The 15776-nt window shown below is 43.7% G+C and carries 18 protein-coding genes; 6 read left to right on the top strand and 12 right to left on the bottom strand.

All coding sequences use genetic code 11. From position 1 onward, the window contains the following. Nucleotides 1–1038 (bottom strand): ISAzo13-like element transposase-related protein (locus RMO55_RS09670; RefSeq protein WP_310426108.1); only part of this gene is annotated, 1038 nt, incomplete at its 3' end. Between the two features lie 286 nt (nucleotides 1039–1324). Continuing rightward, the gene (locus RMO55_RS09665) at nucleotides 1325–1474 is read right to left on the bottom strand and encodes a hypothetical protein (RefSeq protein WP_310426106.1); all 150 of its coding nucleotides are present in this window, start codon (nucleotides 1472–1474) and stop codon (nucleotides 1325–1327) included. Between the two features lie 420 nt (nucleotides 1475–1894). Between RMO55_RS09665 and RMO55_RS09660 the strand changes: the two genes are divergently transcribed. Next, the gene (locus tag RMO55_RS09660) at nucleotides 1895–2410 is read left to right on the top strand and encodes a transposase (protein WP_310426104.1); all 516 of its coding nucleotides are present in this window, start codon (nucleotides 1895–1897) and stop codon (nucleotides 2408–2410) included. A 386-nt stretch (nucleotides 2411–2796) separates the two neighbouring features. Next, entirely contained in the window at nucleotides 2797–3099 is a 303-nt protein-coding gene (ureA, locus tag RMO55_RS09655) for an urease subunit gamma (protein ID WP_310426102.1), read from the top strand. A 233-nt stretch (nucleotides 3100–3332) separates the two neighbouring features. Here ureA and RMO55_RS09650 read toward each other — a convergent pair whose 3' ends face one another. Further along, nucleotides 3333–3581: a photosystem I reaction center subunit PsaK gene (locus tag RMO55_RS09650; RefSeq protein WP_310426101.1), complete on the bottom strand. Its 249-nt coding sequence runs from the start codon at nucleotides 3579–3581 to the stop codon at nucleotides 3333–3335. A 142-nt stretch (nucleotides 3582–3723) separates the two neighbouring features. After that, the gene (gene psaK, locus RMO55_RS09645; protein ID WP_310426100.1) at nucleotides 3724–3990 is read right to left on the bottom strand and encodes a photosystem I reaction center subunit PsaK; all 267 of its coding nucleotides are present in this window, start codon (nucleotides 3988–3990) and stop codon (nucleotides 3724–3726) included. 130 nt (nucleotides 3991–4120) lie between these two features. On the opposite strand from psaK, the gene RMO55_RS09640 reads away from it, so the two are divergent. The 3 genes from RMO55_RS09640 to RMO55_RS09630 all read left to right on the top strand — a co-directional run bounded on the left by RMO55_RS09640 (nucleotide 4121) and on the right by RMO55_RS09630 (nucleotide 7887). Continuing rightward, the gene (locus tag RMO55_RS09640) at nucleotides 4121–4756 is read left to right on the top strand and encodes a phosphoribosylanthranilate isomerase (RefSeq protein ID WP_310426099.1); all 636 of its coding nucleotides are present in this window, start codon (nucleotides 4121–4123) and stop codon (nucleotides 4754–4756) included. Nucleotides 4757–4840: 84 nt separating this feature from the next. Next, nucleotides 4841–5683, top strand: coding sequence for a hypothetical protein (locus RMO55_RS09635; protein ID WP_310426098.1), 843 nt, complete (start codon nucleotides 4841–4843; stop codon nucleotides 5681–5683). A gap of 47 nt (nucleotides 5684–5730) precedes the next feature. Beyond that, nucleotides 5731–7887 (top strand): serine/threonine-protein kinase, encoded by a 2157-nt coding sequence (locus RMO55_RS09630; protein WP_310426096.1) that lies wholly within the window; start codon nucleotides 5731–5733, stop codon nucleotides 7885–7887. Between the two features lie 147 nt (nucleotides 7888–8034). Here RMO55_RS09630 and RMO55_RS09625 read toward each other — a convergent pair whose 3' ends face one another. From RMO55_RS09625 to btpA, 8 genes are all read right to left on the bottom strand, one after another. Then, nucleotides 8035–8469, bottom strand: coding sequence for an NUDIX hydrolase (locus RMO55_RS09625; RefSeq protein WP_310426094.1), 435 nt, complete (start codon nucleotides 8467–8469; stop codon nucleotides 8035–8037). After that, nucleotides 8466–8840, bottom strand: a complete 375-nt coding sequence (locus RMO55_RS09620; protein ID WP_310426093.1) for a DUF2237 domain-containing protein — start codon at nucleotides 8838–8840, stop codon at nucleotides 8466–8468. Before RMO55_RS09620 ends, RMO55_RS09625 begins: the two co-directional genes overlap by 4 nt. 2 nt (nucleotides 8841–8842) lie before the next feature. Then, nucleotides 8843–9055 (bottom strand): sulfur carrier protein ThiS, encoded by a 213-nt coding sequence (gene thiS / locus RMO55_RS09615; RefSeq protein WP_310426092.1) that lies wholly within the window; start codon nucleotides 9053–9055, stop codon nucleotides 8843–8845. A gap of 31 nt (nucleotides 9056–9086) precedes the next feature. Then, the gene (locus RMO55_RS09610; protein ID WP_310426091.1) at nucleotides 9087–10136 is read right to left on the bottom strand and encodes a thiamine phosphate synthase; all 1050 of its coding nucleotides are present in this window, start codon (nucleotides 10134–10136) and stop codon (nucleotides 9087–9089) included. Nucleotides 10137–10496: 360 nt separating this feature from the next. Further along, complete coding sequence (locus RMO55_RS09605) at nucleotides 10497–11366, bottom strand: DsbA family protein (RefSeq protein WP_310426090.1); 870 nt, start codon at nucleotides 11364–11366, stop codon at nucleotides 10497–10499. Nucleotides 11367–11575: 209 nt separating this feature from the next. Continuing rightward, entirely contained in the window at nucleotides 11576–12097 is a 522-nt protein-coding gene (locus RMO55_RS09600) for a hypothetical protein (RefSeq protein ID WP_310426089.1), read from the bottom strand. A gap of 151 nt (nucleotides 12098–12248) precedes the next feature. Further along, on the bottom strand, nucleotides 12249–13223 hold the full coding sequence (locus RMO55_RS09595) for a vitamin K epoxide reductase family protein (RefSeq protein ID WP_310426088.1): 975 nt from the start codon (nucleotides 13221–13223) through the stop codon (nucleotides 12249–12251). A 64-nt stretch (nucleotides 13224–13287) separates the two neighbouring features. After that, the gene (btpA, locus tag RMO55_RS09590; RefSeq protein WP_310426086.1) at nucleotides 13288–14136 is read right to left on the bottom strand and encodes a photosystem I biogenesis protein BtpA; all 849 of its coding nucleotides are present in this window, start codon (nucleotides 14134–14136) and stop codon (nucleotides 13288–13290) included. A 392-nt stretch (nucleotides 14137–14528) separates the two neighbouring features. Here btpA and rimO point away from each other — a divergent pair. After that, nucleotides 14529–15776, top strand: a 1248-nt coding sequence (rimO, locus tag RMO55_RS09585) for a 30S ribosomal protein S12 methylthiotransferase RimO (protein ID WP_310426085.1), incomplete at its 3' end; no start/stop codon positions are given.

Genomic DNA, 15776 nt, shown 5'->3' with positions numbered 1-15776 from the left:
CGGACGAATCAGAACATCCCATTTAGGGAGTAGTGGGTTTCGTTCTAATCTTTTTTCCACCTCTTTCATTGCTGACTTATTGAGTGAAATACCTTTTTGATAAATCGTACTATTTAATTTAATAATAGGATGTAATCCTTTCCAGGTCATACTTGCTGCCCATGCCAGCATAACTGATGCACTTGTTAATTTCGCCCCATTCCAGTGTTTTTCTAGAACTCCCCAGCATCTTTCAATTGGGTTGTACTTATTGTGATAGGGTGGATAATAGATGAGGTGAATAGATTTACCAATTTTATCAGAAAAACCCACCATCCTTTTCAAGAACTGAGTTCGTACACCACTACTTTTAGGGCCATTATCAACCTTAATTTGAATCTGTTCAATAGTCTTCTGCTCTTCCAGTGGAAGGATATTCCACCATTCTTCCAGTGTATCTGCAATAAAGTCACTTGTTTTATAAGAGCTACCAAAACTGATCTGTAAAGCTCCCATATCTTCATCAACTATTCCACAAGGAGTATACTTTTCTTTGCAGCCCATATCATGATCGTCTGCTTGATTATCTCCTCTAGTTTTCCCTCCCCTACTTAGATTTCCGATATTAACTTTCGCTTTGCAGTCGATGCTCAATCGCCTGATTTTAGTGGATTTTGGCTGTTCCTGGTGGGAGATAATATTGTTAAATATATCATCAGTTTCTGCTATTTTTGCTTGGGTCGGTTGCATGGTCGGGTTCCCCGACCGCACCGACTCCGCTTTTTTAGGCTTTGCTTTAACTACTTTTCGGAGCCGATAGCCCATTCGATTTAGAACTTCTGTCATCGTACTTAACGATGGTAATTGCTCTAGTCCAAAACCTTGTTGTGCTAATTGTTTTAGAGCTTCTGCTGCTGTTAATCTTGTATAAGCAATAGTTGTTGTAAATGTTGGATCTTGTTGAGAATGTGACTCTGCTAATTTTACTAGTGCATCAGCAACTAATGGTTGTTTTTCTTCCCATCTTTTCGCCCCACTAAACCCTGTTTGCGACCCCACACAAGTAATTTTAGTCCGCTTCTCTGCTCACCCCAATGCTATAGTTTCTCGACTCCACCCCAACATTCTTTCTGTCAACCTAGCATTGCCTTTGTAATATTTAATAGCTATAGATGCTTGAAAGTAACGACGATTTGCACCACTTAATTTAGAAGAAGCTAACCGTAGATCTTCTCTTTGGCTACTACTTAACTGCTGAGGTTCAGGGCTAGATAACAACACTATTTTCTTTTCATATGCTTACCAATAAAATAGTACTATATTTGAGTAGCTTTTTTATCGGGAATCACCTGATAATCACAACATCTAAACAAAACCTGCCCAAACCACCAATAACCGCCATGTTGGCATCAAGTCGATCGTCACAGATGCATTTTTGTGGCGATGGTTGTGAATCGTTGTTCAATGCTGGTGGGGTTGGGCGGGTTTTGTTCATCGGTTGATTGCATAGCGATATTAATTAGCATAAACCAGCCCCTACGAATTTGTATCAAGACGATTGTGAATTTATCGGATTGCAAACAGACATCGATTGTAAAATCCCCATTCGCACCTATGTAGGGGCTGGTTTATGCTGGTAATTTGTGGTTAATAATCACAACGTCTAAACAAAACCTGCCCAACCCACCAATAACCTCCATGTTAGCATCAAGTCGATCATCACAGATGCATTTTTGTGGCGATGGTTGTGAATCGTTGTTCAATGCTGGTGGGGTTGGGCGGGTTTTGTTTATGGGTTAATTGCACGGCGATATTGGTTAGCATAAACCAGCCCCTACGGATTTGTGTAAATGAGATCCTGCAAGGTATAAAATAATTTATAATTTGTTTGATTGTATTTAGATGTTTTGAGATAATGAACTATAATCCCGAACTTCATCATCGGCGTTCGATCCGGCTAAAAGGATATGATTATTCGACGGCGGGGGCTTATTTTATTACCATTTGCACTCACGAACGAGAACAACTATTTGGTGATATTGTTGATCTAACAATGGTGCTAAATGAATTAGGAAATATTACTCAATTACATTGGCAGAAATTAGCACGATATCATCCTAATCTAATTGTAGATCGATCGGTAGTCATGCCCAATCATCTGCATGGGATTATTCTATTGAATTTATCAATTCTCCACGGGAAAGGCTATACCAAAGAGGATAGCAAATCGATCTCAGAAATTATTGGCAGTTTTAAAACATTTTCGGCAAGAACAATCAACAAAATTCGCAGACTGAAGGGCGTTCCTGTCTGGCAACGAAATTATTACGAGCGCATTATTAGAACCGAAACAGAACTAGATTGTGTCAGACAATATATTATCGATAATCCCATAAATTGGCAGACAGACGTTAATCATAAAATCCGGTAAAATCTCCACATACAGATCCGCAGGGGCTGGTTTATGCTAGCAATTTGTGCTTAATAATAAAAACGTCAAAACAAAACCCGCCCACCCCCACCAGTAACCTCCATGTTGGCATAAATTTGGATCGTGAGAGATGCATTTCTGTGGCGATGGTTGTGAACTATTGTTAAATGCTGGTGGGGGTGGGCGGGTTTTGTTTATCGGTTAATTGCACAGCCAGATTAATTAGCATAAACCAGCCCCTACGGAATTGCTGAGGGCAATATTTATCATCAGTTGAACCCTCAAACTATTCACTATTCGGCTAGATAGTCCTGAAGGTGCAACGGTTGGCCTATAATTAAGACGAGGCGTATGCTCCAGTTTCCTTTGTCCTCAATTCTCTCATCATGCAGCTATCTCCCCAAGAAAAAGATAAACTTCTAATCTTCACCGCCGCATTAGTCGCCGAACGTCGCAAAGCTAGAGGATTGAAACTCAACTATCCCGAAGCGATTGCCTACATCTCTGCGGCAATTCTAGAGGGTGCTAGAGATGGGCAAACTGTGGCTGAATTGATGAATTATGGTAAAACTTTACTCACCCATGATGATGTGATGGAAGGTATTCCTTCGATGATTCACGATGTCCAAGTTGAAGCAACATTTCCCGACGGCACCAAATTAGTCACCGTTCACGATCCAATTTTATAAAGCAGGAAATAAAACGGTGTTGCGGGATCGGGATGCAAAGCGTCTGGGTATGAAAAATTAGGGAAGAATTTGATGAAATATTGGAAATGGTTGTCGATTGTTCGGATGATTTTAAGATCTAGAATCTAGCTGGTGGGCAGCGATTTGCGCTCGTCGGGTTTCCCCAAGTAAAGCACCTTTTCAAGACAGCAAATCAAGACACTGCCCACCCTACAGCTACTACAGACTAATCTCTAGATGACACCAATGCTAGTCAAACCAAGGATTGCACCTGCACCGAGAATGTGTCCGAAACAAGTCCCACCAATTGCTTGACCCAAAGTTAAAGCACCACCTACTGTAGGGCCAGCCTTAACTTTAGAAGTAGTGGCTGCTGCGAATACCCCAAGGGCATTGCAAACAACCATGACGATCGCGATTGTCGGCGACCAGGCTTGGCTCATCGGTGTAGCAGCAGCCAGTAACAAGCTAGAATGTAACATATTTTGCTCCTAAAAAGTTAGAGATCTAAACAACAGCTTAAAGTATTTTATCTACATTCAATGACAATTTTGGTGAAGAGCGATCGATTACTCCGCAGTTTACGCCAAAGATCTAGACTAAATCAAATTATTTTGACAACTATTAAATCACACCAGCATTCGTTAATCCTAGAACTAATCCCACTCCGAGAATATGCCCAAAACTGAAGGTAGCCAGTAATTCGGGTAAGTTAAAATTCCGAAATAGATCGGGTTTGCCCACGGGTAGATCGGGACCCCCACCAGGGTTGGCGATCGCAAATCGACCGATAGCGACAGCGACTAAATTACAGACGATCATTATCAATGCGGTACCAAAACCCCAAGGTTCGGTGTGGGGAATAGCGGCAATAATTAAGTTATTTAACAAAGATTCACAGCTCCTATCTCAAAACTCATGCAGCAATTATTAGCTAGTGAGTGCCCCAATCCAACAATTTGTTCTAAGAATTAACAAATGTTGGTACAGTTAGATACATTTCTTGATAATTGGCAAACTGATGCGGATTAAAATTTGTGGAATTACCATCGTCGAACAGGGGATCGCGATCGCAAACATAGGTGCAACGGATTTAGGCTTTATTTGCGTGCCGAGTTCGCCCCGTTATTTGAAACTGGCTCAACTACAGCCACTGGTGGCGGAATTAGGTAGCTTGGTAAATACAGTGGGGGTATTTGCCGATTTTTCGGTAGCGACGATCTCTCATGTAGTGGGATTGACGGAGTTAAATACCGTTCAACTTCACGGTGGTGAATCTGTCGAATTTTGCCAGGAATTGCGTGCAGCTTTACCAGACACAGAAATTATTAAAGCTTGGCGGGTGCGAAGTAGTAGCGAGTTAGAGTCAATTCAAGCGTATAGTCAAGTCGTCGATTGTTTGCTCCTGGATGCCTATCATCCCGATGCACTAGGCGGTACGGGACAAACTCTGGATTGGCAGCAGCTATCGGCGTTCAAACCCCCAATCCCGTGGTTATTGGCGGGAGGTTTGAATCCTGATAATATTTGCACGGCTTTGAGCCAGATCCACCCAGATGGAATCGATCTCTCAAGCGGGTTAGAAGTCTCTCCAGGTCATAAAAATTTAGATTTGGTCGATCGACTATTCGCTAACTTAGGCAGTCGATCGCGCTAAAATAGGTCATAACTAGCAGCAGGTTTAGAGGATTTACTCAGTGGTAGCATCCCTAAGCCCTAACCCCATATCAAAGACGATCGAATGGATAGTAGTAAAGTCATTAATGTCGATTCAGCAACAGTTAATCTCAGCACCCTCCGTGCCGAAAGTCTAGCTACTATCGATCGATTGCAAGCGATGCTTGATAAAGAACTTAGTATTGATATTGGGAAAATTCAAGATCGACTGAGTACATCTTTTCGGCAATTTCTGTTAGCCAAGGAACAGGAACGGATGCCATTTTTACAACGAGTGATGACTTCCCATATTGAAAATATGGAAGATGAGCGCGGTTTTCCACCGCGTCATCCAGTCCATTGGTTTAAGTCTAAGTTAGAGTTCAGTTCTACAGGTATTTTACAGTTTGATTTCAAAAAAGATGCCGAATTATTTATGGAATCAGCCCTAAATCATATCGAGACTGAAATCAAGGAACAATTAGCGAATAAAAAGCAATCTACTATCGATACCGTTAATCGAAATGTCCAAGTATTGCAACAGCATTTGGCGACTGAAATTCAGCCATTTACTCAGGCAAGACGAATTATTAGTACTGAATATGTCAATAGTTTTATCCAAATAGAAAGACTGACCTTGAAGATTATCAATCGTTTTTACTTTGTCAGTCTGGGCGAGAGATTCAATCCCAAACAGGAATTGATTTATAGTGAAGTTTGCGTCCGCCCGACAGGTATCTTCGATCGAAGCAAAGATGGCGAAAAACCAACCCAATTAAAGTATGCGATTTCTTGCGATCGACTATTAGATGTCGTCAATGAATCGATCGATCGATCGGTCAAACAAATTCAACAACAAACTCAAATATATCTTACCAACGATCTAATACCCCAAATCGACCTGTTATTTGAAGGTCTAGTCTCATAGAATTTACTTATTACTTATTACTTGTATCACTATTCAATGACTACTGAATGAGTATATCCTGCCCTAACGGACACGAAAATGCTGATAGCAATCGTTTTTGCCAAGCATGTGGAAGTCAAATTATTGTCCCCGTCACTCATCAGATGACACAGGGCGTATTACTTGGCGGTCGATATCGAATTACTAAACAAATCGGACAGGGTGGATTTGGGCGAACTTACCTGTGCGAAGATATCAATCGCTTTAACGAACCCTGCGTACTCAAAGAATTTGCACCACAAGTACAGGGAACGGCGTTTCTCACCAAAGCCCAAGAATTATTCGAGCGGGAAGCTGGAGTCATGTATCGACTTCAACATCCCCAAATCCCGATGTTTCGGGAAATGTTTCGGGTAAATCAGCATGGGATTGGACAGCTATTTTTAGTCCAAGACTATGTAGCGGGAGCGAACTATCAGCAACTCCTGCGCCAGAAATTGCAACAGGGCAAAACATTTACAGAACTTGAAATTATCGAATTTCTCACGCAGATTTTACCAGTGCTGGGGTACATCCATACCATTGGAGTCATTCACCGCGATATTTCTCCTGACAATCTGATTAAACGGAACAGCGATGGCTTACCAGTTTTAATCGATTTTGGTGGTGTCAAACAGGTAGCGGTAAATGCGGCGACAGAATATATGGCGGGTAATATCGCAAACAATGAGATGTCCACGCGATTGGGGAAAATCGGCTATGCACCCAATGAGCAAATGCAACGAGGAGTGGTATTTCCCCACAGCGATTTGTACGCGCTGGCGGCAACTACTTTAGTCTTGCTTACAGGAAAAGAACCACCAGATCTAATCGATCCCCAAAATTTTACCTGGAACTGGCGCGACCATATCAGTCTCAGCCCCAATTTGGCGATGATTCTCGATCGAATGCTCCAACTTCGTCCGATCGATCGGTTTGAATCATCCCAGGACATCCTCACAGCTCTGCAATCGGGAAATTTAAACAATTCACCTCTTCAAGAAACTTACAGATCCTCATCGCCCGTACAGCCACCTCTGAGCGCACCAAAATCTCAAATCGCTACAGTAGTTGCAACACCCCAACACTCAGAGTCAACGCCTCCGACGAAAATAGCGACAGAATCATCATTGATGGGGGTGGTGGGAAAAACTTGGATCGCGATCGCCGCAATTGGTAGCGCGATCGGGTTAGGCTGGGTAGTAACTAGTTTGATGATAAAGCCTCCCGAACCGATCCAAGATCCAATTAGTTATAATCCTCCGGAACCATCACCCAGTGAGAGTAGTAGCCCTCAATCGATCGATCCCGAACCCAGTCTAACGCCAACACCAGCAATACCTAACAGCGCACCAATAGCCAAGATCGAACAAACTTTCCCTGCTTCGTTAGCCGCGAAAGGAGTAAACGATCGAGTTTTTGGAGATGCAGTAAAACAAGTATTTCTCAGTCGAAATCCGCAGATTAAAACCGTCAATCTTGCCGATCCTCAAATTAAACCCCAAGTAGATTCGATCTCTACTGAATTGGGCGATAAATTGGATCGACAACTAAGCCGAAATGCTGTGCGCGGGATTGGACAATATAGCTCTGGCGATCCGGCTAGTTGGAAATCCCAGGTAAATAAGCTACATTTGGGCGAACGCGCCTTAATCGATTTGACAAATGCTAAGTATCGATCGATTACCAACTTATCAACACAACCATCGGGAATTGGACTAGATCGGTTTTTAAATACCTCTGTCGGACAAATTTATCTAGCTACAATGTTCGATCGAGTCCAAGCAATTAAGTCCAAACAAGCGATCGGTGAAATAGTTTTCCCCATTGGTGGTACGAGTGGAATAGTTAAAGGCACGCTTCAACCAGGCGAGGGAAAAGCCTACATTGCTAGTTTAGCTAGCGGTCAAGATATTGGTGTCGATATTACCGCAAACCAGCCGACAAATCTATCGATTTATCCACCTACTTATAAGTTACCAGCAATACTTACTTCATCTCAAACTAATAACTGGTCTGGTAAAACAAGTACGAACGGTTATCATGAATTTGTCCTGGTTTCTCATAGCGATCGACCGATTCAATACGAACTTAAATTAACAGCTTCAGATCTCAAACCAACTAATTTTACCGACAGTAAAACTAAATTTTTAAATCCTAATTTTGATCGTCCACCGATGTTTTGACTAGTTGAAATTTTACAGAGATTGACTAGTCCAGAGCGGCAGAAATAAAGCCACCATTTAGTCCTTGTTCTAATCACTCTCCCCGCTCCCCCCTTTTACGAAATAGTAATGTTATTTACGCCGCCGAGTACTAGTCCAAGAATTGAACTATCCCCACCATTCGATAAAATCAATCATAATCTGTCGATGTACCTCACCTAATGGACGTTCTTCGCCTGCAATTACAGAATAGGCAAACCCAGCTTCAATTTGAGCTGGAGTAATCAACCCAAAATCCCAACCTTCACCTAAAACTAATTTATCGATCTCGACAGTCAGCGGAGCATAAAAAACATGCCGCATCACGCGATTATCGCCATAGCAGCCGAACTTTGCAGGCGAGGTAATCTCACAGCCAATTTCCTCGATTACCTCGCGCACAACGGCAATTTCGGGCGTTTCACCTGCCTCGACATGTCCGCCAAATAAACCCCATAAACCTGGATAGAGAATTGTGGGAATATTATCTCGCAATTGCATCAAAAATTTACCATCATATGGCAGGATCGAGATCGCAACTTGGATCGGTAAATTATCGCTCATGAGGAGATAGCATGTTGTTGGAGATCTGACAGGGAAACAATTTTGAGTGCTGCGCTATGGGTTGCAGCTAAGTCTACAGGCGGCGCAACTCCAGCTTCGAGAGCTTCTTTCCAGCGGGATGCACACAGACACCATTTATCGCCTGGATTCAAGCCAGGAAAATTGTAGGCGGGAACGGGTGTGCTGAGATCGTTTCCTTGGGATTTGGTAAATGTCAGGAATTGGGCGGTGATTTGGGCGCAAATTACATGGGTGCCGATATCTTGAGTGCCCGTGACACAGACTCCAGTGCGGAAAAATCCAGTCATGGGCGAAGTACAGCAAGTCTGAAGTTCGGTACCGAGGACATTTTTGTCGGATCTATCGTTCATAATTAGCCACCCCCAACGATCGTGACAATTTCTAATCGATCGTCAGGTCTAATTTCTGTCTCTTCCCAAAATTGACGATGTAAAATTTCTCCATTATATTCTACTGCCAAAAGTCGCGGATTCAGCCCCATTTGTACTAACAAATGGGGTAAAGTTGTCTGAGGCAAACAGGTATGAGCTTCGCCATTTACTTGTAATTCGATCGACTGAATCATAATTTATGATTGATAAATTGTTCGCGATCCTCTAAACTCTATTCTGCGGAACTCGATTTAAGATTGATAGACAGTATTGTACTGCATGAGTGGGGTTATCCGCGCCCATAATTGCTCGGACGATCGCGATCGCGGGTGCGCCAGCTTGGATCACATCATCTATATTAGTACTATCGATCCCACCGATCGCAAACCAAGGTACAGTCGCGTGTTTGACTGCATATTGGACGTATTCCAATCCTGCGGCTGTTTTCCCAGGTTTGGTTGGCGTTTCATATACTGGCCCAACTCCAATGTAGTCTGCACCCTCTTTAATCGCGCGGGCCATCTCCTCTGGGTTGGTGGTCGATCGACCGACGATGCGTTGCGATCCGAGGATTTGCTTGGCAAGGGCGATACTGATGTCTTGCTGCCCCAAATGCACCCCATCTGCATTGACGGCTAGAGCGAGATCGACTCGATCGTTGAGGATAAATAACGCACCATATTGATGGCAGAGTTGACACATTTGCTGTGCTATGTTCAATCGATCGACATCGTTACCTTGCTTATCACGATATTGAACTAAAGTCAAGCCACCCTGCAAAGCTGCTTCAACTCGTGGCAGCAAGTCTGGGGCTGAAGATGTGACTAGATATAACTTAGCCTTGGCGAGAATTTGGCGACGATGGTAGGTAAGTAAGTTACTTTCGAGGCTATATACCCGATATCGCATCTGTTTACAGCCGCTACTCATGCTCGATGAGTGGAGTTTGCCATATTCTTCGAGTACTCTTAGAGCTTCCTGTATCCGACAGAGATTGGCTTGGAGCAGTTGCTCGATTCCCGTGCGTTGCTCCTCACGCGGATGAGTCAGCGTAGTACCGACATCGCTGGAAGTATCCCGTGCCGAGCGAATTTCTGGGGTATGCCACATCCCCAATTCCTGACGCATCTGCTTGCACTCATTCGCCATTCCAGTGTCATTGAGTGCAAATCGACACCACTCTTCAATTATCCGTAATCCTTCCCGTGCTCGATCGAAATTTGCATCCAAAATTCGCCACACGGCTGGTTGGATTGAGGCTAGGGTGTCGATCATAGAGGGGAGTGTGGGATGTGTGGGATATGTGAGAAGTCAATAATAAATTAACTATCCACTTTCTGTCTTGTTGCGCTAAACCGTTGGGGAACAAAGGCGTGCGCGCCAGCAATTCCAAATTCAAGATATTTTACCGATTTTCCACCAATAATTGATTGTTGCTGGTGGGGTTGGGCGGGTTCGTTTCGCCATTTAATGGTGCGGTGCGAGGATTTCTAGCATAAAGCGGCGTTTTTATTCGGGGGGAACCCCCGCATAAAAAAACGACAAGACACCCGCCATCTACGACATATGGGAATAGGTTTGAATTTGGAATTGCTGCGAGCGCGCAACGCAACTTTCAACTTTCAACTAACCAAACTATTTCTTAGTGATTTTTTCAAAGGCTTTCTCCAAATCCGCTAGTGAAGCAGCACCAGTGAGGACTTCCCCGTTCATAATAAAGGTGGGTGTACCGTCAACACCAATTCTACGCCCTAGTTGAAAATCTTGAACGATCGCATTATCGGCAATTTTACGATCGGCATTAAATTTTTTAAGATCTAACTTTAAACTATTGGCAGTTTCTAGATAAAAAATCTCGCCCAATTTAGCTTGATTAGCAAATAAAGCGTCGTGATATTCCCAGAATTTACCTTGCTTATTTGCAGCCCAAGCAGCACCAGCCGCAGGTAAAGCTTCAGGGTGAATTTGGGTCAGTGGGAAATGTTTATAGACTAGAGTAACTTTATCTTTGTGCTTTTCCATAAATTGCTTGATGTTTTTATCTGCTTTAGCACAAAACTCGCACTGGAAATCTGAAAATGCTACCATCACAATCTGACGATCGACAGATCCCGTAACTGGAGAATCACCGATTAATACCTTCGTATTTTTCCGAATTTGTTTAATTGCTTCGGCTTGGGCTTTTTGTTCTTTTTGTTGTTGTTCAATCGCGTATTTTTGCAGGACATCTAGCAAGACCTCAGGATGACGGCGCAGTACCTCAATAATTTGTTTTTCTAGTTGAGGACTTACCTTTACAGATTGAGTAACTGAACTCTTACTTGCAGGCGATCGGTCCTTGGCAATGCTCGTTTCCAGCGACTGTGGCAATGAGGTATCCGATCTAACTAATCTACTTGAAGTAATATTCTGAGTATCTGCTTGTGCTGGTAATGAACCCAAGAACAAAGATGATAATACTAGTAATAAAATCGGAAATCGACACGCATCAAGAAAATAATTCATTTTGGTTATTGCGTTTGGTTGATAAAGTCTAAGGTATAGATAATGTAGAATTTTAAAGATATTGATTTTAGTTTAAAACCGTAGGGACTAGCAGCTACTTTTCGGGGAACTTCCAACGTAGAAAATCTTGCAGATTAACCAATCGATGCAGTCTTGAAGACATCGCAATACTGCCATATTGTACTGGAAGTTCCTAGTCAATATCAGATCTATTTCTGATACTTAAAGTCCATCGGACCTCGATAGCCTGTCATTGCGGCAATCTCTTTTAAATCCCGCGTTCCTGGAAAATACTTGCCTTTAATTACCCAAGTTGGGAACATTTGAATATTCTTTTCCTTGCATAACTGTCGTTGTGAATTTTCTCCATCTGGAGCACATTCTATATATGGTAATTTAGCTGCAGCAGCAGCACCAAATAAAGATTTTTGTTTTTGGCAGTGACTGCAAGAATACGAGCCATAGAACTTCACATCACTAGCAACCAAATGCTCTACTAATGCAGTTTCAGCCGCTCCCGATATTGTGTCAAGGCTGGCACCCAAAGCGATGGAACTGCGACCGTAACGACGCGGTTGCTGCTTACTATTGACTAGTTGCGGTGCTGAAATGCTTGATTGTCCGCTAGCTGAAGATGGGTTGGCGCGAACGATGACTGTTGGAGTAGTAAGAGTAGCAATCGCCATGCTGATCGCGGTAGCTGACTGAATTAACTGCAATTTTGTAAGCATTCGGTAAATGTGAGTGATTGATGAGCAATGTTAAAATATATAAACCATTTGTGTCGATCGCACAAGTTCTCAATTTAAAAAAATAACCATCAAACACTTACCAATCGTTTGATTTAGCCTACTTTTTTTGATTAGCCCTATCCCTAATTGACTATCTGGCGAACAATCGGTCGTACTTAAATGCGGTATTCCCTTGATACCCTGTCAGCTCACCCAGTCGAGCGAGTTTCTTAGCACCAGGATCTAATTTGCCGTCAATTACCCAAGTCGGATAGCCCTGAATCCCTGCTTTCGTACAGACTTCTGGTTGAGGATTCTTTTTAGCAGTAGGATTACATTCAATATTGGCGACTTGTTCCCAGGCTTCCGATCCAAATAACTGTTTTTGTTCATAGCAATGTGGGCATGTGTAAGAGCTGTACATCTTTGCACCTTTTCGAGTCAAATGCTTGGCTAGCTCGATTTCCGCAGCTCCAGACGTAGACTTAATTTCCCAACTGATACCTGGTTCTGGTGCTGTAGTTGGCGCAAGCGAAGTTATTTCGATCCGTCCATTCACATAGGTTTCGCCCGATGTAATCGAGGTGTTGTACAATAGCAGCGATACTAGCAGAGATATTAGAGCTGCTGCCATACCTGTAAAGATTACTTGTCCGACATCTTCCCAATCATGCCCGAATAATGTCAGCCCAAAAATCGCAAAGGTAAAGATTGCCGAAACAATACAAAATGGACAAGCAGCTTTAATTACGAAAGCCAACAAATACATCAAGTAGCAACTAAATACTGCCATTCCCACTCCAGCCAGGAATAACCCCAGCCAAGTCAAGTTATTGAGCTGATTGTGAGCCGCCTTATTTGTTTTGGGATCGATTAACGTCGGCGCAAATGCCATCACAGCAACAGCAACATAACTCAATAGCCCCAAACCAGTCAGCGGAAAGTTGCCCACATTGGCAAAGGGGCTCGCGAGCACAATCTGACAGCCTTCAGTACCACAAACTCCATTATTAGCAAGTTTTACCCATGTTAGGTACGTTGTAACACACATGCCCAGGATCGCGATCGATCCAATCAGCAATCGTGAGTATTGATAAATCCACGGAATTTGACGACGACGTGTCATTGGGTTTAAGAGGTAAAGTTAGATGTTTATCAGGTGCTAAAGCCTAAGCTATCAAGCCTAAAGCCTAAGAATGAATTTTCATCGAATCAATCGCCCGCTGTACAGATTGACTTGTCAGATCTTGACGCATGGCTTCGACAAATTGACTGACGCGAATTGGATCGATCGAGTTCTCGATTTTACCTTGTCTTTTGAGCGAACTCGAAACAATCACGCCATCAGCAAATTGCATCAGGTTGCTGATGTTACTAAAATCGGCACCACTACCGATAATGATGGGAGTGCTGCCAGCGGCTGTCTTAGCTAGCTTCAGGTCTTCTAGTCTAGGGGGACTACCTGTAGCGATTCCCGATAAGATTACTGCGTCTGCTAGCCCGCGATCGATCGTTTCCTGAACTGCTGTAGTAATATCGCTCGAACTTAATGGTTGAGCGTGTTTGACCAGGACATCTGCAATGATTTTAACATTACTACCCAATTCGCGCCGATACCTAAGTAATTCGTGGGCGCAGCCTTCAATCAAGCCTTGATCTGTTGCCATTACGCCAGATAGGACATTTACGCGGATAAATGCGGCTCCAGTACAACTGGCGATCGCCATTGCACTCAAGCTATCATTGCGTAAGACATTGATCCCGATCGGCATTGATACCAATGCGCTCAATCTTGATACGATCGTCGTCATCGCACTAACTACCGCCGGATCTACCCGACTTTTCGGAAACGGTGCGTCAAAAAAATTCTCAACGATGATGCTACTGACACCCCCCGAAGCTAATGCTACCGCTTCTTGTTCGGCTCGATCGATAATTGCACTCAGACTACCACCCCACCGCGCCGAAGTTGGCAGGGGCAAAAGATGAACTACGCCGATAATCGGTTGAGTGGTGTTAAAAATTTGTTTTAAATTCACGTTTATTTTTAAACTAGGCGGATAGCGATTGCCGCACCAATTCAACTTGGACATGGCTAAACCTTCACCTACTATTATCCACAAATTGGGCTTGAATCACCCATTAATTAACCCAAGAGTTAGAAGATCCGTAGGTTGGGTTGAGTGAAGCGAAACCCAACACACCCACAAATCAATGGTGTTGATGTTGGGTTTCACATTCGCTCAACCCAACCTGCAGATCTGCTCTCATCCAAAATTTACTTTACGTTTCGCAATAAAAACGTGCTAAGATTGACATTAAGAAATTTAATATCGCTTTTTATTGATTTTAACGGTACCTAGAGTATCTTGGTTAAAAGAGTCGAAAGCATGAGATTCTGAACGCCGAAGACAACTAAACTCAAGACTACATGGGCAACAAGCCAACAATTGCAATCTCCCACTTAGGTTGCGAAAAAAATCGAATTGATAGCGAACATATGCTGGGGCTGCTAGTCCAAGCAGGCTACGAAGTAGACGCTGATGAGACTTCCGCAGATTATGTCATCGTTAATACTTGTAGCTTCATCGATGCTGCCAGAGAAGAATCGATCCGCACCCTAGTAGAACTAGCGGAAGCAGATAAAAAGATAGTGATTACTGGTTGCATGGCGCAGCATTTCCAGGCTCAACTATTAGCCGAAATCCCCGAAGCGGTAGCCGTAGTTGGTAGTGGTGACTATCACAAAATCGTCGATGTCCTCGAACGCAGTCTGACTGGCGAAAGAGTTGTCGAAGTTAGTCCAGAACCGACTTATATCGCTGACGAGCATACGCCGCGCTATCGGACAACGACAGAAGGTGTCGCTTATCTCCGCGTAGCCGAAGGCTGTGACTATGCCTGTGCATTTTGCATTATCCCTCACCTGCGGGGCAAACAGCGATCGAGAACGATTGAATCGATCGTCGCTGAAGCTCAAAGATTGGCAGATGAAGGCGTACAGGAACTAGTCCTGATCTCTCAAATCACCACCAACTATGGTCTAGATATCTATGGTACGCCTAAACTAGCGGAACTACTTCGCGCCTTAGGCAAAGTAGATATTCCCTGGATTCGGATGCACTACGCTTACCCGACGGGCTTAACACCCAAGGTAATTGCCGCCATGCAGGAAACCGCGAATGTTTTGCCCTACCTAGATTTACCATTACAGCATTCCCATCCTGAGATCCTCCGTGCCATGAATCGCCCGTGGCAAGGAGCTGTAAATGACCGAATCATCGAGCAACTCAAAATCGCTCTCCCCGAGGCAGTCATGCGGACAACCTTGATTGTCGGATTCCCTGGCGAAACCGACGAACATTACCAACATCTTCAACAATTCTTGCAACGTCATGAATTCGATCATGTGGGGGTATTTACCTTCTCCGCCGAGGATGGAACCGCCGCCGCTACCTTGCCCAACCACTTGCCCCAGGCAATTATGGACGAGCGACGCGATGGCATCATGGCGATGCAACAACCAATCTCACTCCGCCGCAATCAGCTCGAAGTGGGCAAAACTGTCGATGTCCTCGTCGAACAGGAAAATCCAGAATCAGGGTTGTTGGTGGGCAGATCTGCCAGATTTGCACCAGAAGTGGACGGATTAGTGTATCTTAGTGGAAGTGCCCGCCTT

This window comes from Chamaesiphon sp. VAR_48_metabat_135_sub (genome assembly GCF_031418915.1).
Classification (GTDB): Bacteria; Cyanobacteriota; Cyanobacteriia; order Cyanobacteriales; family Chamaesiphonaceae; genus Chamaesiphon.
This window is presented reverse-complemented; position numbering and strand designations above follow the sequence as displayed.